Source organism: Mycobacterium sp. P2_H7 (assembly GCF_056403275.1).
The window spans coordinates 270,270-286,176 of sequence record NZ_JBFUFU010000002.1; the positions used below are offsets into that span (position 1 = coordinate 270,270).

A 15,907-nucleotide genomic window follows, 5' to 3' on the forward strand; every position below is an offset into this window, starting at 1 on the left:
TCTGCCACCCGGGTACGACACGTCGGTCAGAACAAGGTGGGGTGCGCCGGTGCCGTGACTTCGGAGGAAACGGCACGCATGAACCAGCCCCGCGTCGAGCCACGCAGATGCAGGCCGAACACCGTCACGCCGGTGGCCCCCGCCTCGGCGATGCGCCGCAACAGATCACCGAGCTGCTCAGGCGAATCCGTCAGCTTCGGCAGCACCGGCGCCACCATCACGTGGCAGTCCAGGCCGGCCTCGCGCACATCGGCGATCAGCGCCAACCGAGCCTGCGGCGTCGGGGTCCCGGGCTCGATCTCGCGCTGCAGGTCCGCGTCCCCGACCGCCAACGAGATGGACACGCTCACCGAAACCATCTGGGCCGCTTCGGAAATCAGCGGCAGATCGCGGCGCAACAGAGTGCCCTTGGTCAGAATCGAGAACGGGGTACCGGAGGCGGCCAGCGCACGCAGGACGCCCGGCATCAGCGCATACCGCCCCTCTGCCCGCTGATAGGGATCGGTGTTGGTGCCCAGCGCCACCGTCTCCCTGGCCCACGAGGGCCGGGACAGCTCGCGCTGCAGCACCGCCGCCACGTTGGTCTTCACGACCACCTGGGTGTCGAAGTCGGCTCCCGAGTCGAACTCCAGGTACTCGTGAGTGGGCCGGGCGAAGCAATACCGGCACGCGTGCGAACAGCCCCGGTAGCCGTTGACGGTGTACTTGAACGGGAGCATGGACGCGCCGGGGACCTTGTTCAGCGCGGACTTGCACAGCACCTCGTGAAACGTGATCCCCTCGAACTGCGGAGTGGAGACGCTGCGCACCAGACCCATCCGGGCCAGGCCGGGCAGTGCGCCGTCATCGACGCCTAAGCCCTGTCCGTCCCACCGCATGCCGTCCATCGAACATTCGTTCGATACGAATTGTCAAGGCCGCGCCTCGAATACCAGGTTGAAGGGGGTCTGCGTGGCTCGGCGGAACCGACTGAACCCGCCCTCCCCGACCATCACCTCGGTGAGCCGGCGCTCGCCCGCCTGCGCACCGAGCGCCGGGCCGCGCTGCGCCAGCGAGACGGGCACGCAGATGAGTGAGGAAGCCCCGTAGAACACCCGCCCCACTGGATTCAGGTTGTCCGCCAACGCATCACCGGCGAAGGGCTCGACCAACAGGCAATGGCCATCCGGCTTGAGTGAGCGCCGCGCGTGACGGGCCGCGCCTGCCGGGTCGGCCATGTCGTGGAGGCAGTCGAAGAAGGCGATCAGGTCGTAAGCCCCGCCCTGATAGGTGGTCGCGTCGGCCACCTCGAAGGTCGCGTTGGACACCTGCGCCGCGGCGGCATGTTCACGCGCGGTGGCGATCGACTCGGCGTGGTAGTCGATGCCCACAAATTGTGAGTCCGGAAATGCTTGAGCCATCAGGATCGTCGTCACGCCATGCCCGCAGCCGATGTCGGCCGCCCGCGCCCCGCTGCCCAGCTTGTCCACGACACCGTCGAGCGCGGGCAGCCAGGATGTCAGTAGATGAGCGTTGTACCCGGAGCGAAAGAATCGTTCGGTTCCGCGGAACAGGCAGGGATGGTGCTCACCCCACTCCATGCCCGCGCCGGACCGGAAGTTCTCGACCGCGCGTGCCTTGACGTGAAACAAATCCTCGACCACCGCATAGCCACCCGGCAGATCCACCGGCCCGTCGGGATTCGCCAGGCACAGCGCCTGTTCATCGCTGAGGTGGTAGGTATCGTCCGCCGCGTCGTAGTCCACGTAACCACCCGCGGCCTGGTTGGCCAGCCACTCTCGGACATACCGTTCGTGGGTACCGGTCCGCTCCGCAAGGCCGGTCGAGGTCCATCGCGCTTCGGCAAGTGCCGAGTACAGCCCGAGCTCGTCGCCGATGAGAACCAGCATGGCGCTCATCGCCGCGCCGAGATCACCTATCGCCCTGCCCAGAAATTCGTTGAGTTTGTCTTCGTCGACGGCCATGACCGGCTCCTTCGCCCGGGAACACCCGGTGCGGGCGTCCGCAGACGCGAAGCTACTCCGCGCGCATCACCAAGACACCGGATTGAACAATCGGGCGCCGGTGTCAGCAAACTATGGGTCGGCCTAGGCCGCTACCACTGCGAGCCCTGGCACACCAGGCTGTACGGCGCATCCTGCGCCACGATGACCTGACCGTCGACGGCGACGTCGCAGTGCGGGTTCGGCGCGCCCACGCCGCCCTTGGTGGTGCTGCTCACCTGCAGGATCGCCCACTGGGGATCGGCCAGCGTGGTCTCGAACACCCAGGGGGCGCCCGGCCCGACATTGATGGTCTCGCGCTTCACGTAGGAGTAGGCGTCGGCGTTGTAGGCGGCCTTGTCAGCGGGCTGAGCCGTCAGGTACAGCACCTGGAAGTCGTACGGGGCGGCCGAGGTCAGGGTGTAGCGCACCTGATGACCTGCCGCCGGCTCCGCGTGTGCCACACCGGTAACCGCTGCGAGTGCCACGCCCGAGACCAACACCGCTCCGACCTTGCTCATACCTTTTCGCATGTCCGTCACATCGCCGGACGCTACCCGATCGTTACAACTGCCACATCCGCACCTCGGCGCCCCGGCCGAACGGCAGACGAATACCGATCGACCAATAGGTTAATTTGTTCGTCACATACAGAAATTCCACAGAAACCTGCCAGCTCTAACGTGCCGATTCGACACTCGCGACACGCGAAATCGATGGAAAGGCAATAGATGCGACTTCGACGCCCCGCCCTCACCAGAGGTGCCACCAGGTCGGTCATGGCAGCAGGAAGTGTGGTCGCAGCGGCCGCCCTGGTGCTCACCGGATGTGGCAGCAAGGCCAGTGAGAGCGACAGCACAGCCGCGGCCGCATCGTGCGTGGACACGTCGGGATCGACCATCAAGGTCGGCTCCTTGAACTCGCTGTCGGGCACCATGGCCATCTCCGAGGTGACCGTGCGCGACGCCATCAAACTGGCCGTCGACGAGATCAACGCCAAGGGCGGGGTGCTGGGCAAGCAGATCCAGGTGGTCGGCGAGGACGGCGCATCCGATCCCGCGGTCTTCGCCCAGAAGGCCGAGAAGCTGATCAAGGACGACTGTGTCGCGGCGGTCTTCGGCGGGTGGACGTCCTCCAGCCGCAAGGCCATGCTGCCGGTCTTCGAGAGCAACGACTCATTGCTGTACTACCCCGTGCAGTACGAGGGCCTGGAATCCAGCAAGAACATCTTCTACACCGGTGCCACCACCAACCAGCAGATCGTCCCGGCGCTGGACTACCTGAAAGAGAAGGGCGTCAAGTCCCTCTATCTGGTGGGCAGTGACTACGTCTTCCCGCAGACCGCCAACCGGATCATCAAGGCCTACGCCGGCGCCAACGGCATCGAGATCAAGGGCGAGGACTACACGCCGCTCGGCTCGACCGACTTCTCCACCATCATCAACAAGGTGCGCGCCGCAAGTGCCGGCGCGGTGTTCAACACCCTCAACGGTGACTCCAACGTCGCGTTCTTCAAGGAGTACACCAACGCCGGCCTCACCCCGCAGAAGATGCCGGTGGTCTCGGTGTCGATCGCCGAGGAAGAGGTCACCGGTATCGGCGCGCAGAACATCGCAGGCCAGCTGACCGCCTGGAACTACTACCAGACGGTCGATAACCCGGTGAACAAGGCGTTCGTCGCCGCCTACAAGAAGGCCTTCGGCGAGAACAAGCCCACGTCGGATCCGATGGAAGCCGCGTACGTCTCGGTGTACCTGTGGAAGAACACCGTGGAGAAGGCAAAAGCCTTCGGCACCAAGGCCGTTCAGGACAGCGCCGGCGGCGTCACGTTCGACGCCCCCGAAGGTCTGGTCACCATCGACGGCGAGAACCACCACATCACCAAGACCGCCCGGATCGGCGAGATCCATCCCGACGGCCTGATCTACACCATCTGGGAGTCCAAGGGCCCGATCGAGCCGGACCCCTACCTGAAGTCCTACCCGTGGGCCGCAGGCCTGTCGGGCTGATTCCCCGATGGATGTCCTGATCGGACAGCTCGCAACAGGATTGAGCCTCGGCTCGATCCTGTTGCTGGCTGCACTGGGCCTTTCGCTGACCTTCGGGCAGATGGGCGTCATCAACATGGCGCACGGCGAGTTCATCATGGCCGGCTGCTACACCGCCTATCTGGTCCAGCACGTGGTCTCCAATGCCGGTGCGTCGCTGCTCATCTCGCTGGTCGTCGGGTTCGTCGTCGGCGGCCTGCTCGGTGTCCTGCTGGAGGTGACGCTGATCCAGCGCATGTATCACCGCCCGTTGGACACCCTGTTGGTGACCTTCGGTGTCGGACTGGTCCTGCAGCAGGTGGCGCGCGATCTGTTCGGTGCGCCCGCGGTCAACGTCGGGGCACCGGCCTGGTTGTCCGGCGGTGTCGAGATCCTCGGCGCCGTGGTGCCCAAGACCCGGATCTTCATCCTCGTCCTGGCCGTCCTGGCCGTGACCGTGCTGGCCATGGTGCTCAAGACGAGCCCGATGGGCCGGCGCATCCGCGCCGTCGTGCAGAACCGCGATCTCGCAGAGACCAGCGGAATCTCTTCCCGCAAAACAGATATCACCACCTTCTTCATCGGCTCCGGTCTGGCCGGGGTGGCCGGTGTCGCGCTGACGCTGATCGGGTCCACCAGTCCCACCACCGGACAGAGTTACCTGATCGACGCGTTCCTCGTGGTGGTCGTCGGCGGCCTCGGCCAGATCAAGGGCACCGTCATCGCCGCCTTCGGACTGGGCCTGCTGAACTCGTTCATCGAGTACAGCACCACGGCTTCGCTGGCCAAGGTCATCGTGTTCGTGGTGATCGTGATTTTCCTGCAGGCAAGGCCCCAGGGGCTGTTCACCGTCCGGACAAGGAGTCTCGTATGAGGCCGCGAGTCGACCGATGCGCTGCGAGGCACGAGCAGCGAGGAGGAGCGAGCGAATGAGAAACGTGCTGGGACGTTGGCAGACCTGGGCCGGTTTCGCGGTGGCCGCGGTGCTGTTGTTCGGGGTCGCTCCCGCGGTGCTGTCCAGCTTCCGGTTGGGGCTGCTCGGCCAATACCTGTGTTACGCCATCGTCGCCGTCGGCATCGGATTGGCCTGGGGCCGTGGCGGCATGCTCACCCTCGGTCAGGGTGTCTTCTTCGGCCTGGGCGCCTACATGATGGGGATGCACCTCAAGATCGCCGACGCCGAGATCCGCAAACAGACGGTGCCGGACTTCATGCAGATCGCCGGTATCCCGAAGCTGCCGGCCTATTGGGAACCCTTCGCCTCCCCCGCGTTCACGATGCTCGCCATCCTCATCGTGCCCACGGCGATCGCCGCCCTGCTGGGGCTGGGCGTGTTCAAGCGCCGGGTCAAGGGCGCGTACTTCGCCATCCTGTCCCAGGCCCTGGCGGCCGCGCTGGCGATCCTGCTCGTCGGGCAGGCCACCCTCGGAGGCAGCAACGGGCTCAACGGCTTCCGGACGTTCTTCGGCTTCCGGCTGTCCGACCCGGTGAACCGCCAGATGCTGTATTTCATCGCCGCCGGGGTGCTGCTCGTCGTGGTCGCGGTGGTGCGCCAACTGATGCAGAGCCGCTACGGCGAATTGCTCGTCGCGGTCCGCGACGGTGAGGAACGGGTCCGGTTCCTGGGCTACGACCCCGCCAACATCAAGGTGGTGGCCTACACCACGGCCGCGTTGTTCGCCAGCATCGCCGGTGCCCTGTTCGCGCCGATCATCGGATTCATCACCCCTGCGCAGGTCGGCATCGTACCCTCCATCGCGTTCCTGATCGGCGTCGCGATCGGCGGACGCACCACACTGCTGGGGCCGGTACTCGGTGCCATCGGTGTGGCGTGGGCGCAAACCGCGTTCTCCGAACAGTTTCCGTCGGCATGGACCTACGCCCAGGGCCTGCTGTTCATCGTCGTGGTCGGCTTCTTCCCGGCCGGACTGGCCGGGCTCGGGGTGTTCGCCAAACGCCGACGCGCACAGCGGGCGCCCGATGCGACCCCCGACCCGGATCCGGATCCCGAACACGAGAAGGTGGGCGCCGCCACATGACCGAGACGCACACATCGGCAGAACCGGTGGTCGGCGGAAATGTCGGCATGGGCACCCAGTACCTCGAAGTACGGGGTCTGACAGTCGATTTCGACGGTTTCAAGGCCGTCAGCGACGTCGACCTGACGCTATTCCAGGGTGACCTGCGCTTCCTGATCGGACCCAACGGGGCGGGCAAGACCACGGTCATCGACGCCATCACCGGCCTGGTCGACGCCACCGGTTCGGTCAGCAAGTCCGGCACCGAACTGTTGGGCCGCAAGGTGCACCAGATCGCCCGGCGCGGTGTGGGCCGCACGTTCCAGACGGCGACCGTCTTCGAGCAACTCACCGTGCTGCAGAACCTGGACATCGCGGCCGGTGCGGGGCGCTCGCCCTGGACGTTGCTGCGGCGCCGCTCGGGCATCCTGCCCTCGATCGAAGAGGCGCTGGAGACCACGGGTCTGACGGCGCTGGCGGACAAACCCGCCGGTGTGCTGGCACACGGGCAGAAACAGTGGCTGGAGATCGGCATGCTTCTGGTGCAGAACGCCGACGTGCTGCTGCTCGACGAACCGGTGGCCGGGATGAGCCATGAGGAACGCGAAGAGACCGGCAACCTGTTGCGCCGCATCGGCGGCGAACGCACCGTCGTGGTCGTCGAGCACGACATGGACTTCATGCGGGCCTTCGCGACGTCGGTGACGGTGCTGGCCCGCGGCCAGGTGATCGCCGAGGGTTCGGTCGCCGAGGTGCAGGCCAATCCGAAGGTGCAGGAGGTCTATCTCGGGACCGCCGCAGCCGGGATCACCGAGGGGGACGCCTGATGCTCGAATTGATCGACGTGCGTAGCGGTTACGGCCGATCCGAGGTCATCCACGGCGTCAGCATCGAGGTGCCGTCGGCCGGGGTGGCTGCTGTGATGGGGCACAACGGTGCCGGTAAGACAACGCTGTTGCGGGCCGCCGTCGGGTTGCTGAAATGCACTGGAGGCAAGGTACTTTTCGACGGGACCGACATCACCAAGCTGCGGCCCAGCGCCCGGGTCGCCAAGGGCTTGGCGTATGTGCCGCAGGGCCAGCAGTCCTTCGGCCAATTGACCACCGCGGAGAACCTGCAGGTGGTCGCCGACGGCCGCAAGAACGGCAGAAAGCTGATCGACGAACAGCTCGACCTGTTTCCCGCCCTCAAGGAACTGCTGACCCGGCGGGCCGGGCTGCTCTCCGGTGGGCAGCGCCAGCAGCTGGCCATCGCACGCGCCCTGATCACCAGCCCCAAGTGCCTGATCCTCGACGAGCCGACCGAGGGCATCCAGCCCTCGGTGGTAGCAGAGATCGAGGCCGCGATCACCGCGCTCACCGGCCGCGGCGATCTCGGAGTCCTGCTGGTCGAGCAGCACATCGGTTTCGCCCTGGAGTCCTCGGAGCAGTACTACATCCTGGAGGCGGGCCGGATCACCTCGTCGGGTGCCGGTGGTTCCGCCTCGGAGGCCGAGGTGCGCGCCGCGATGGCAATCTGACGGCACCCCCCTGTTCATCCGCCTCCGGTATCGACTAGTGGGTGAGCATCAACAGGCGCACCGTCCTGGTGACCGGCGCCGCATCGGCGATCGTCGGCACGGGGGTGGGCTTGAGCGCAGCGGCCCTGGCCGACTCCCACCCGGACGGACCCGACCTGTGGGTGCGGCCCGACCGCAGCGCCGCACCCCGGGTCGGCGGCTTACACGTGCAATTCGGGCGGGACGCGTCGACCGAGGTGGTGGTGTCCTGGCACACCGTCGAGGCCGTGGCCAATCCGCGCGTCCTGCTGGGCACACCCGGCACCGGATTCGGCACCACCGTGCCCGCGCAGACCCGCACCTATCGAGACGCCAAGTCGCGCAGCGAGGTACGGGTCAATCACGCCAGGCTCACCGGCCTGCTTCCCGACGCCGACTATGTGTATGCGGCGATGCACGACGGTGCGTCCCCGGAACTCGGGACGGTGCGCACCGCCCCGACGGGCCGGCATCCCCTGCGTTTCACCAGCTTCGGTGACCAGGGCACGCCCACACTGGGCCGCAGAACCGACACTGGGTACGTCAACGACAATCTCGGCTCCCCCGCCTCGGGCGACACCACCGCGGGCATCGAACAGGTGGCCCCGCTGTTCAACCTCGTCAACGGGGACCTCTGCTACGCCAACCTCGCCCAGGATCGGGTGCGCACCTGGTCGGATTGGTTCGAGACCAACAGCAGGTCGGCGCGCTACCGGCCGTGGATGCCGGCCGCGGGCAACCACGAGAACGAGCTGGGCAACGGCGCCGTCGGATACGGGGCCTACCAGACCTACTTCGAGGTGCCCGACTCCGGATCCGATGACGAGTTACGTGGACTCTGGTATTCGTTCACCGCGGGATCGGTGCGGGTGATCAGCCTGAACAACGACGATGTGTGCTTCCAGGACGGCGGCAACTCGTATGTCCGCGGGTATTCCGGTGGTGCGCAGCGGCGTTGGCTGGAAGGCGAACTCGCCGACGCCAGGAGCGACGCGCGCATCGACTGGGTGGTGGTGTGTATGCACCAGACGGCGATCTCGACCGCCGACCGCACCAACGGTGCCGACCTCGGAATCCGCCAGGAGTGGTTGCCGTTGTTCGACCGGTACGGGGTGGACCTCGTGGTCTGCGGGCACGAGCACCACTACGAGCGTTCGCACGCCCTGCGCGGGACCCTGGACACCGCCACCCGCATGCCCATTCCGGTCGACGCCGGCGACACCGTCATCGACACCACCAAGGGCACCGTGCACGTGGTCATCGGCGGCGGGGGCACATCGGTGCCCTCCAACGCGCTGTTCTTCCCCGAACCCCGGTGCCGGGTGCTCACCGGTGTCGGCGCTTTCGATCCTGCGCTGGGCCGCAAACCCCCGATCTACGTGCTGGAGGAGGCCCCGTGGTCGGCCTTCCGCGACCGCGAGAACCCTTATGGATTCACCGCTTTCGACGTGGCCCCGGGCCCGGTCGGCGGCAACACCACGATGAAGGCGACCTATTACGCGGTCAACGGGCCGTTCGGGGCGCTGACGGTGGTCGACCAGTTCACACTGAGCCGGCCGCGCGGTGGGTAGCGCTACAACTCCAGCATGATGGTCACCGGTCCGTCGTTCACCGACTCCACCGTCATGTCCGCGCCGAACACGCCGGTGCTCACCTCGGCGCCCAGCGCGCGTAACGCGGCGGCGAAGGCGTCGACCAGTGGCTCGGCGACCGGCCGGGGTGCGGCGGCGTTCCAGGACGGCCTGCGCCCTTTGACGGTGTTGGCGTACAGGGTGAACTGGCTGACCACCAGGATCGGGGCGGCGACGTCGGCCGCCGCCTGCTCCTCGTCGAGAATCCGCAAGCGCCAGAGCTTTTCGGCCATCTTCGTGGCGAGGGCGCCGTCGTCGGTGTGGGTTATGCCGACCAGCGCGAGCAGCCCATGGCGTTGGGGGTCGATGCGCCCCACGGTCACGCCGTCGACGACCACGCGGGCCGATGTCACCCGCTGAATCAGAACGCGCATGCCCCGACCTTAAGGTGTGGTGATGACCTCACCGATGCAGCCGCGCATCCTGGCCGAGCAGGGCGGGTTGGTGATCGCCGAGAACGGGCCGGAGATCCTGGTGTTCGACCGCGGTGGCGGGGCTGCCCAGATCACGACGTTCGTGCTGGGGGTGCTCACGCTGGTGTGTGGCGGTTTCGGTGTGGTCTCCCTCTTCGCGGCGGGCGTGCCCGTCGTGGTCAGCCTGGTGGTGCTGGCGCTGGGCCTGGCTTTCGGCGCGGGGCTGCTGCTCGGTGTCCGATCGATCTTGCGGCGCCGGCGGGCACCCCTGAGCGCCTTCACCGCGGTGGCGGTGTTCGATCGGGCACACCGGATCTACCGCGACGGTGCCGGCGCACCGGTGGCACCCCTGGACCAGGTGCGGTTCGAGCGCCGGATGCAGGCCACGTCCAGCTCGGCGATGCTGGTGGCACTCACCCCGGCAGGCACCCGAGTGCTCAAGCGCGGCAACCCCTTCGGCGGCAGTGTCGGCAGCATGGATCAGGTGCTGACTGCCGCCGTCTTCGCCCAGCCGCGGTAGCCGCTGCACGCGCGGCGGCCACGAGCGTGCGGAAAATGCCAGTGTTACCGGCGCGCCGGTGTACAGACGCGCACGCTCGCGCGGAAGGGTGGATCAGAGCCGGGACAGCACCTCGGCGACCACCTCACCGGCAGCGATGTCGGTCTGCTCACCGTTGGACAGGTCCTTGACGCCGATGGTGCCCGCCTCGATGTCGCGGTCGCCGACCACCAGGGCCACCCGCGCCCCGGACCGGTCGGCGCCCTTCATGGCGCCCTTGAGGCTGCGGTCGCCGTAGGCCAGGTCGACGCGCACCCCCGCGGTGCGCAGGGCCGCCGCGATCTTGGCCAGTTCGAGTTTGGCGTTCTCCCCCATCGGCACGCCGTAGACGTCGACACGGCCGGCGGCGCCGACGGTCTTGCCCTCCGCCTTCAGCGCCAGCAGCGTGCGGTCCACCCCGAGGCCGAACCCGATCCCGGACAGGTCCTGGCCGCCGAGCTGGCGCATCAGCCCGTCGTAGCGGCCACCGCCACCGATCCCGGACTGCGCGCCGAGGCCGTCGTGCACAAATTCGAACGTCGTCTTGGTGTAGTAGTCCAGCCCGCGCACCATCCGCGGGTTCACCACGTACGGCACGCCGAGAGCATCCAGATGCGCCAGCACCGTCTCGAAATGCGCCTTGGCGACACCGGACAGGTGATCGAGCATCAGCGGTGCGGCCGCCGTCATCTCCCGCACGGCGGGACGCTTGTCGTCGAGCACACGCAGCGGGTTGATCTCGGCCCGGCGCTTCGTCTCGTCGTCGAGGTCAAGGCCGAACAGGAAGTCCTGCAACAGTTCCCGATACTGCGGCCGGCAGGTGTCGTCACCCAGCGAGGTGATCTCGAGCCGGAACCCGTCGAGCCCGAGGGCGCGGAACCCGCCGTCGGCGATGGCGATCACCTCGGCATCCAGCGCGGGATCGTCGACGCCGATGGCCTCGACCCCGACCTGCTGCAGCTGGCGGTAGCGGCCGGCCTGCGGACGTTCGTACCGGAAGAACGGCCCGGCGTAGCAGAGTTTGACCGGCAACTGGCCGCGGTCCAGGCCGTGTTCGATGACCGCGCGCATGACGCCGGCGGTGCCCTCGGGCCGCAGCGTCACCGAGCGTTCCCCGCGGTCGGCGAAGGTGTACATCTCCTTGCTGACCACATCGGTGGATTCGCCGACGCCGCGGGCGAACAAGGCGGTGTCCTCGAAGATGGGCAGCTCGATATCGCAGTAACCGGCGCGGCGCGCGGTGTCGAGCAGGCCGTTGCGCACCGCGACGAACGCCGCGGAGTCGGGCGGGAAATAGTCCGGCACGCCCTTGGGTGCTTGAAATTCAGCCACGGCAATCGGTCACAACGTCAGTCCTTCGAGAAAGGGGTTGGTCCGGCGCTCGAGTCCGATCGTGGATTTCGCACCGTGTCCCGGTAGTACCACGGTGTCGTCGTCGAGCACCAATAGTTTGTTGACGATAGAGGTGAGCAGCCGGCGGCCGCTGCCGCCCAGCAGATCGCTGCGGCCGATCGCCCCCTTGAACAAGGTGTCGCCGGTGAAGGCCTGGTTGCCCACGCGGAACACCACCGACCCCGGCGTGTGCCCGGGCGTGTGGTCGACGGTGACGGGGATACCGCCCAGGTCGAGCAGTTCGCCGTCCCCGGTCAGCTCGACCACCTGCTTCGGCTCGGTGAAGAACGCCGAGACCGCCCGCTTCCCGAACCCGAGCAGCAGGGACTGGGCACGATTGGCCGCGTTCAGGTCCATGATCGGGTCGGTGAGCATCGCCCGATCGTCGGGATGGATGTAGACCGGGCAGCCGTAGGTGTCGGCCACCTTCTGCGCCGACCACATGTGATCGATGTGGCCGTGGGTCAACAGCACCGCCGCCGGGGTCAGCCGGTGCCGGTCCAGAATCCGCTGCAAGGGACCCGAAGCCCGCTGCCCCGGATCGATGACCACCGCGTCCGCTCCTTCATGGGGCGCGACGACGTAGCAATTGCACGCCAGCACGCCCGCCGGGAATCCAGTGATCAACACCGGGCCATTTTCCCATGCGGGGTTGCGCGMCCGCGGGTCGCGCCMCGCGCACTCAGTTACGCCTGGCACACTCGGTGCCGAGTATGACCCTGACGTAGGAGGACAGCGGCGGTGCCGACGAACAAACAGCGACGCGAAACGGCCCAGCGCAAGCTCGACCGGCAGCTGGAGCGCCGGGCCGCGCAGGCCAAACGCAACCGCATCTTGACCATCGTCGCCTCGGTGGTCGGCGTGGCCGCACTGATCGGTGCCGCGGTGTTCACCGTCATCTACACGAACAAGGACTCCGGGAGCGCGACGGCGTCCGCCTCGCCGAGCTCGAGCACCGGCGCTCCGCAGCCGGCCGCGGACGGCAAGCTGCCCGCCTTCGCCGCCCCCGCCGACCTGGGCGCGAACTGCCAGTACCCGGCGACCACCGATGCGGCCGCCAAGAAGGTGAACCCGCCGCGCACCGGCAAGGTGCCGACGGATCCGCCGCAGATCAGCACCAGCATGGCCACCAACCAGGGCAACATCGGCCTGCAGTTGGACAACGCGAAGGCCCCGTGCACGGTGAACAGCTTCGCGAGCCTGGCCCAGCAGGGGTACTTCAACGACACCCCGTGCCACCGGCTGACCACCGGCGGGCTGGCCGTCCTGCAGTGCGGTGACCCGACCGGTCAGGGCACCGGAGGCCCCGGCTACCAGTTCGCCAACGAGTACCCGACCAACCAGTACCAGCCGGACAACCCGGCGCTGCAGCAGCCGGTGCTCTACCCGCGCGGCACGCTCGCGATGGCCAACGCCGGACCGGGCACCAACGGCAGCCAGTTCTTCCTCGTCTACCAGGATTCGCAGCTGCCGCCGAACTACACCGTGTTCGGGACCATCGATCAAACCGGCCTGGAGACGCTGGACAAGATCGCCAAGGCAGGCATCGCGGGCGGCGGCGCGGACGGCAAGCCCGCGCAAGACGTCACGGTGAAGACCATCGCGCTCGACTGAGCCGATGACGGTCCCCCCGCCGTACGGTGGCTATCCCCCGCCGCCGTACGGCTATCCGCCGCCACCTGGCTACGCGCCACCGCCGCGGCCGACCAACTCGCTCGCGGTCGCCTCCCTGATCTGTGCGTTCCTGCTGGCACCGCTGGGCGTCGTATTCGGCCACATCTCGCTGTCGCAGATCAAGCGCACCGGCGAGGAGGGCCGTGGCATGGCGATCGCCGGCCTGGTGATCGGGTACCTGTTCACGGTGCTCGGCGCGCTGGTGCTGGTGTTCACCATCGTGGTGACGCGGCTGGTGCTCGACGATTTCCGCGACGGCCTGGATCGGTACGACTGGGATCCGACCATCACTGCCGCCCCGGCGGCCGGTGAACCGTTGCCGCCGTTCAAGCCGCCGGTCAATCTGGGGGCCAACTGCCAGTACCCGGCCACCACGGAACGGGCGGTCCGTCCGGTCCGGCCGCCGCGCGTGGGCAAGGTGCCGACCACCCCGCCGACGGTCGACGCCGTCATCACCACCGACCGTGGCGTGATCCCGGTGGAGCTCGACAACGCCAAGGCACCGTGCACGGTCAACAATTTCGCCAGCCTCGCCGCGCAGGGCTACTTCGACGGGACGCCGTGTCACCGGCTCACCACCGGCGCCGACCTCCATGTGCTGCAATGCGGCGACCCGTCGGGCACCGGGAAAGGTGGCCCGGGCTACCAGTTCCCCAACGAGTATCCGACCAATCAGTACCGGCTGACCGATCCGGCCGCCAAGACCCCGGTGATCTATCCGCGCGGCACCCTGGCGATGGCCAACGCGGGGCCCGGAACCAACGGCAGCCAGTTCTTCCTCGTGTACGGGGACTCCGAATTACCGCCCACGTACACCGCATTCGGCACCATCGCGGAACCGGGTGTGACGGTGCTGGAACGGATCGCCGCACGCGGTGTCACCGGCGGCGCCGACGACGGGAAGCCCGCCGACCCGGTGAACATCACGTCGGTTCAGGTGCAGTAAGGCGGAAAAGTGTTGCGCGGCAACACCTTTATTGATTGCGCTTGGACTGGATGTAGAACTCGACGTCGTCGCCGTCGACCTTGGTGATCTTCATGTGCGCGGTGTAGTCACCGTCTGGCCCGGTGAAGTGGCAGTCGAACTCGGTGCCGACGTCGGCCTTCACCCCGGACGGGCATTTCACGTCCGTCGGCTTGAATCCGGTCTTGGACACCACCTTGACCACCTGATCGGCGGCGCCCTCGGGCTTGATCGTGGAGCCGCAGCCGGACAGCAGGACGGCCAGCGAGGCGAAAAGTACCGCTAGGGCTACGCGCATCGTCGCAGTATTGCAGAGCTGTGAGTCCGCTCACCCGCCACCCTGAGATGATTCACGGCAGTGCGGTTGTTGCACAGACGACGTGTGTGCACACCCATTTCCCCAGGAGGCATCGTGACGGCTGAGGCGGCCACCCCGGTCGATGTGCTGGAAGTACAGCGGGGGGCCTACACGCTGCTGCTGGTGCTCAGCGGTGTCGCGCTCGGCGTGTCCGGTGTGCCCGCCCCGCTCTACGGCATGTACGAAGAGGTCTGGCACCTCACCCCGCTGGCCACCACGATCATCTTCGCCGTCTACGCGCTGGCGGCGCTGGGTGCCGTGCTGGTGTCGGGGCGCATCTCCGATGCCATCGGCCGCAAACCGGTCCTGCTGGGCGCGCTGGTGGCGTTGATCGTCGGGCTCGGCGTCTTCCTCATCGCCGACAGCATGGCGCTGCTGCTGCTCGCGCGCGTCATCCACGGTGCCGCCGTGGGCTCCATCGTGGTCGCCGGCGCCGCCGCTCTGCTCGATCTGCGTCCACACCACCGGGTGCGGTCCGGCCAGCTGTCCGGCGTCGCCTTCAACATCGGCATGACGGTGGCCATCGTCGGCTCGTCACTCCTGGCGCAGTACGCACCCCATCCGATGCGCACGCCGTACGCGGTGGTGGCGGCCATCGTCGCCGTCGTCGGCATCGGGGTCATCGCGCTGCGCGAACCGCATCTGGGCCGTACCCGCGGGCCCATCCGGATCGCCCGGCCGTCGGTGCCCGCGCACATCCGCAGTGACTTCTGGTTCGCCGCGCTGGGGGCGGCCGCGTCCTGGTCGGTGCTCGGCGTGCTGCTCTCGCTGTACCCGTCGCTGGCCGCCCAGCAGACCCATGTGCACAACGTCGTGTTCGGTGGCGTCGTCGTGGGCACCACGGCGTTCGCCGCGGCCCTGGCCCAGCTGTGGTCGGCCCGGGTCCCGGCACACAAGGCCGCGATCTACGGCGATATCGGGATGGCGGTCGCGCTGATCATCACCATCCCGGTGCTCGCCACCGGAAATCAGTGGCTGGTCTTCGCCGCGGCCGCGCTACTCGGCGCGACCTTCGGGCTCGGGTTCGGCGGTTCCCTCCGGCACCTGTCCGAGGTGGTGCCCGCCGACCGCCGCGGCGAGACGATGTCGGCGTTCTATCTGCTGGCCTACACCGCGATGGCGGTGCCCACCATCATCGCCGGGTGGGCGGCCACCCGATGGGAACTGCACACCGTGTTCCCGTGGTTCGCCGCGGCCGTCGCGCTCGCCTGCCTCGGCGCCGCGGGCGTCGGGGCGCTGACCGGTCGTCGGGCCGTTATCGACGCCTAGAGGAATTCGCACCTCGGGATTTTGCCAATGACGTGCGCATATGGCCAGGCAGTCAGGCCGTCAATGATGTACGTTCCGAATGTCACGGGGATGCGACTCTCCGG

16 protein-coding genes and 1 pseudogene are annotated in these 15,907 nt (G+C 67.6%); 10 read left to right on the forward strand and 7 right to left on the reverse strand.

Features of this window, described 5'->3' with window-relative positions; translation table 11 throughout:
* Window positions 1–32: 32 nt before the first annotated feature.
* From AC1DY7_RS03075 to AC1DY7_RS03085, 3 genes and pseudogenes are all read right to left on the reverse strand, one after another.
* Window positions 33–878 (reverse strand): annotated as a pseudogene (locus tag AC1DY7_RS03075) (Rv2578c family radical SAM protein); the annotation flags it as partial.
* Window positions 879–911: 33 nt separating this feature from the next.
* Window positions 912–1,964, reverse strand: a complete 1,053-nt coding sequence (locus tag AC1DY7_RS03080) for a class I SAM-dependent methyltransferase (RefSeq protein WP_477492179.1) — start codon at window positions 1,962–1,964, stop codon at window positions 912–914.
* 131 nt (window positions 1,965–2,095) lie between these two features.
* Window positions 2,096–2,515, reverse strand: coding sequence for a hypothetical protein (locus AC1DY7_RS03085; protein ID WP_477492227.1), 420 nt, complete (start codon window positions 2,513–2,515; stop codon window positions 2,096–2,098).
* Window positions 2,516–2,761: 246 nt separating this feature from the next.
* On the opposite strand from AC1DY7_RS03085, the gene urtA reads away from it, so the two are divergent.
* Genes urtA through AC1DY7_RS03115 form a run of 6 tightly spaced genes read left to right on the forward strand, consistent with a single transcriptional unit; the run spans window position 2,762 to window position 9,135 of the window.
* Window positions 2,762–3,991, forward strand: coding sequence for an urea ABC transporter substrate-binding protein (gene urtA / locus AC1DY7_RS03090; RefSeq protein WP_477492180.1), 1,230 nt, complete (start codon window positions 2,762–2,764; stop codon window positions 3,989–3,991).
* Window positions 3,992–3,998: 7 nt separating this feature from the next.
* Window positions 3,999–4,883 (forward strand): urea ABC transporter permease subunit UrtB, encoded by an 885-nt coding sequence (gene urtB, locus AC1DY7_RS03095; RefSeq protein WP_477492181.1) that lies wholly within the window; start codon window positions 3,999–4,001, stop codon window positions 4,881–4,883.
* Between the two features lie 55 nt (window positions 4,884–4,938).
* A complete protein-coding gene (gene urtC / locus AC1DY7_RS03100; protein WP_477492182.1) occupies window positions 4,939–6,048 on the forward strand; it encodes an urea ABC transporter permease subunit UrtC in 1,110 nt (369 codons plus the stop codon).
* Complete coding sequence (gene urtD / locus AC1DY7_RS03105; RefSeq protein WP_477492183.1) at window positions 6,045–6,854, forward strand: urea ABC transporter ATP-binding protein UrtD; 810 nt, start codon at window positions 6,045–6,047, stop codon at window positions 6,852–6,854. Before urtC ends, urtD begins: the two co-directional genes overlap by 4 nt.
* The gene (gene urtE, locus AC1DY7_RS03110; RefSeq protein WP_477492184.1) at window positions 6,854–7,546 is read left to right on the forward strand and encodes an urea ABC transporter ATP-binding subunit UrtE; all 693 of its coding nucleotides are present in this window, start codon (window positions 6,854–6,856) and stop codon (window positions 7,544–7,546) included. The genes urtD and urtE overlap by 1 nt, the downstream gene beginning before the upstream one ends.
* Window positions 7,547–7,587: 41 nt before the next feature.
* Window positions 7,588–9,135: a purple acid phosphatase family protein gene (locus tag AC1DY7_RS03115; protein ID WP_477492185.1), complete on the forward strand. Its 1,548-nt coding sequence runs from the start codon at window positions 7,588–7,590 to the stop codon at window positions 9,133–9,135.
* 2 nt (window positions 9,136–9,137) lie between these two features.
* Here AC1DY7_RS03115 and dtd read toward each other — a convergent pair whose 3' ends face one another.
* Window positions 9,138–9,569 carry a D-aminoacyl-tRNA deacylase gene (dtd, locus tag AC1DY7_RS03120; RefSeq protein WP_477492186.1) on the reverse strand — a complete coding sequence of 144 codons (432 nt, stop codon included), beginning with the start codon at window positions 9,567–9,569 and terminating at the stop codon, window positions 9,138–9,140.
* Window positions 9,570–9,591: 22 nt separating this feature from the next.
* Here dtd and AC1DY7_RS03125 point away from each other — a divergent pair, with 22 nt between their 5' ends.
* Complete coding sequence (locus tag AC1DY7_RS03125) at window positions 9,592–10,128, forward strand: hypothetical protein (RefSeq protein ID WP_477492187.1); 537 nt, start codon at window positions 9,592–9,594, stop codon at window positions 10,126–10,128.
* 93 nt (window positions 10,129–10,221) lie between these two features.
* On the opposite strand, the gene hisS is transcribed toward AC1DY7_RS03125, so the two are convergent.
* Both hisS and AC1DY7_RS03135 read right to left on the reverse strand, forming a co-directional pair.
* Window positions 10,222–11,478, reverse strand: coding sequence for a histidine--tRNA ligase (hisS, locus tag AC1DY7_RS03130; protein ID WP_477492188.1), 1,257 nt, complete (start codon window positions 11,476–11,478; stop codon window positions 10,222–10,224).
* Between the two features lie 9 nt (window positions 11,479–11,487).
* The gene (locus tag AC1DY7_RS03135) at window positions 11,488–12,168 is read right to left on the reverse strand and encodes an MBL fold metallo-hydrolase (protein ID WP_477492189.1); all 681 of its coding nucleotides are present in this window, start codon (window positions 12,166–12,168) and stop codon (window positions 11,488–11,490) included.
* Between the two features lie 111 nt (window positions 12,169–12,279).
* On the opposite strand from AC1DY7_RS03135, the gene AC1DY7_RS03140 reads away from it, so the two are divergent.
* Together AC1DY7_RS03140 and AC1DY7_RS03145 are read left to right on the forward strand one after the other, a co-directional pair.
* Entirely contained in the window at window positions 12,280–13,152 is an 873-nt protein-coding gene (locus AC1DY7_RS03140) for a peptidylprolyl isomerase (protein ID WP_477492190.1), read from the forward strand.
* Between the two features lie 4 nt (window positions 13,153–13,156).
* Window positions 13,157–14,158, forward strand: coding sequence for a peptidylprolyl isomerase (locus AC1DY7_RS03145; protein WP_477492191.1), 1,002 nt, complete (start codon window positions 13,157–13,159; stop codon window positions 14,156–14,158).
* 28 nt (window positions 14,159–14,186) lie between these two features.
* Here the strand turns inward: AC1DY7_RS03145 and AC1DY7_RS03150 are convergent, their stop codons facing one another.
* Window positions 14,187–14,474, reverse strand: coding sequence for a DUF4333 domain-containing protein (locus AC1DY7_RS03150; RefSeq protein WP_477492192.1), 288 nt, complete (start codon window positions 14,472–14,474; stop codon window positions 14,187–14,189).
* Between the two features lie 114 nt (window positions 14,475–14,588).
* Between AC1DY7_RS03150 and AC1DY7_RS03155 the strand changes: the two genes are divergently transcribed.
* Complete coding sequence (locus AC1DY7_RS03155) at window positions 14,589–15,803, forward strand: MFS transporter (RefSeq protein WP_477492193.1); 1,215 nt, start codon at window positions 14,589–14,591, stop codon at window positions 15,801–15,803.
* Window positions 15,804–15,907 lie beyond the last annotated feature (104 nt).

Bases quoted from the DNA above. Each gene is read 5' to 3' on its own strand.
- AC1DY7_RS03080 (WP_477492179.1), bottom strand. From the start codon at position 1,964: ATGGCCGTCGACGAAGACAAACTCAACGAATTTCTGGGCAGGGCGATA.
- AC1DY7_RS03085 (WP_477492227.1), bottom strand. From the start codon at position 2,515: ATGCGAAAAGGTATGAGCAAGGTCGGAGCGGTGTTGGTCTCGGGCGTG.
- urtA (WP_477492180.1), top strand. From the start codon at position 2,762: ATGGCAGCAGGAAGTGTGGTCGCAGCGGCCGCCCTGGTGCTCACCGGA.
- urtB (WP_477492181.1), top strand. From the start codon at position 3,999: ATGGATGTCCTGATCGGACAGCTCGCAACAGGATTGAGCCTCGGCTCG.
- urtC (WP_477492182.1), top strand. From the start codon at position 4,939: ATGAGAAACGTGCTGGGACGTTGGCAGACCTGGGCCGGTTTCGCGGTG.
- urtD (WP_477492183.1), top strand. From the start codon at position 6,045: ATGACCGAGACGCACACATCGGCAGAACCGGTGGTCGGCGGAAATGTC.
- urtE (WP_477492184.1), top strand. From the start codon at position 6,854: ATGCTCGAATTGATCGACGTGCGTAGCGGTTACGGCCGATCCGAGGTC.
- dtd (WP_477492186.1), bottom strand. From the start codon at position 9,569: ATGCGCGTTCTGATTCAGCGGGTGACATCGGCCCGCGTGGTCGTCGAC.
- AC1DY7_RS03125 (WP_477492187.1), top strand. From the start codon at position 9,592: ATGACCTCACCGATGCAGCCGCGCATCCTGGCCGAGCAGGGCGGGTTG.
- AC1DY7_RS03145 (WP_477492191.1), top strand. From the start codon at position 13,157: ATGACGGTCCCCCCGCCGTACGGTGGCTATCCCCCGCCGCCGTACGGC.
- AC1DY7_RS03150 (WP_477492192.1), bottom strand. From the start codon at position 14,474: ATGCGCGTAGCCCTAGCGGTACTTTTCGCCTCGCTGGCCGTCCTGCTG.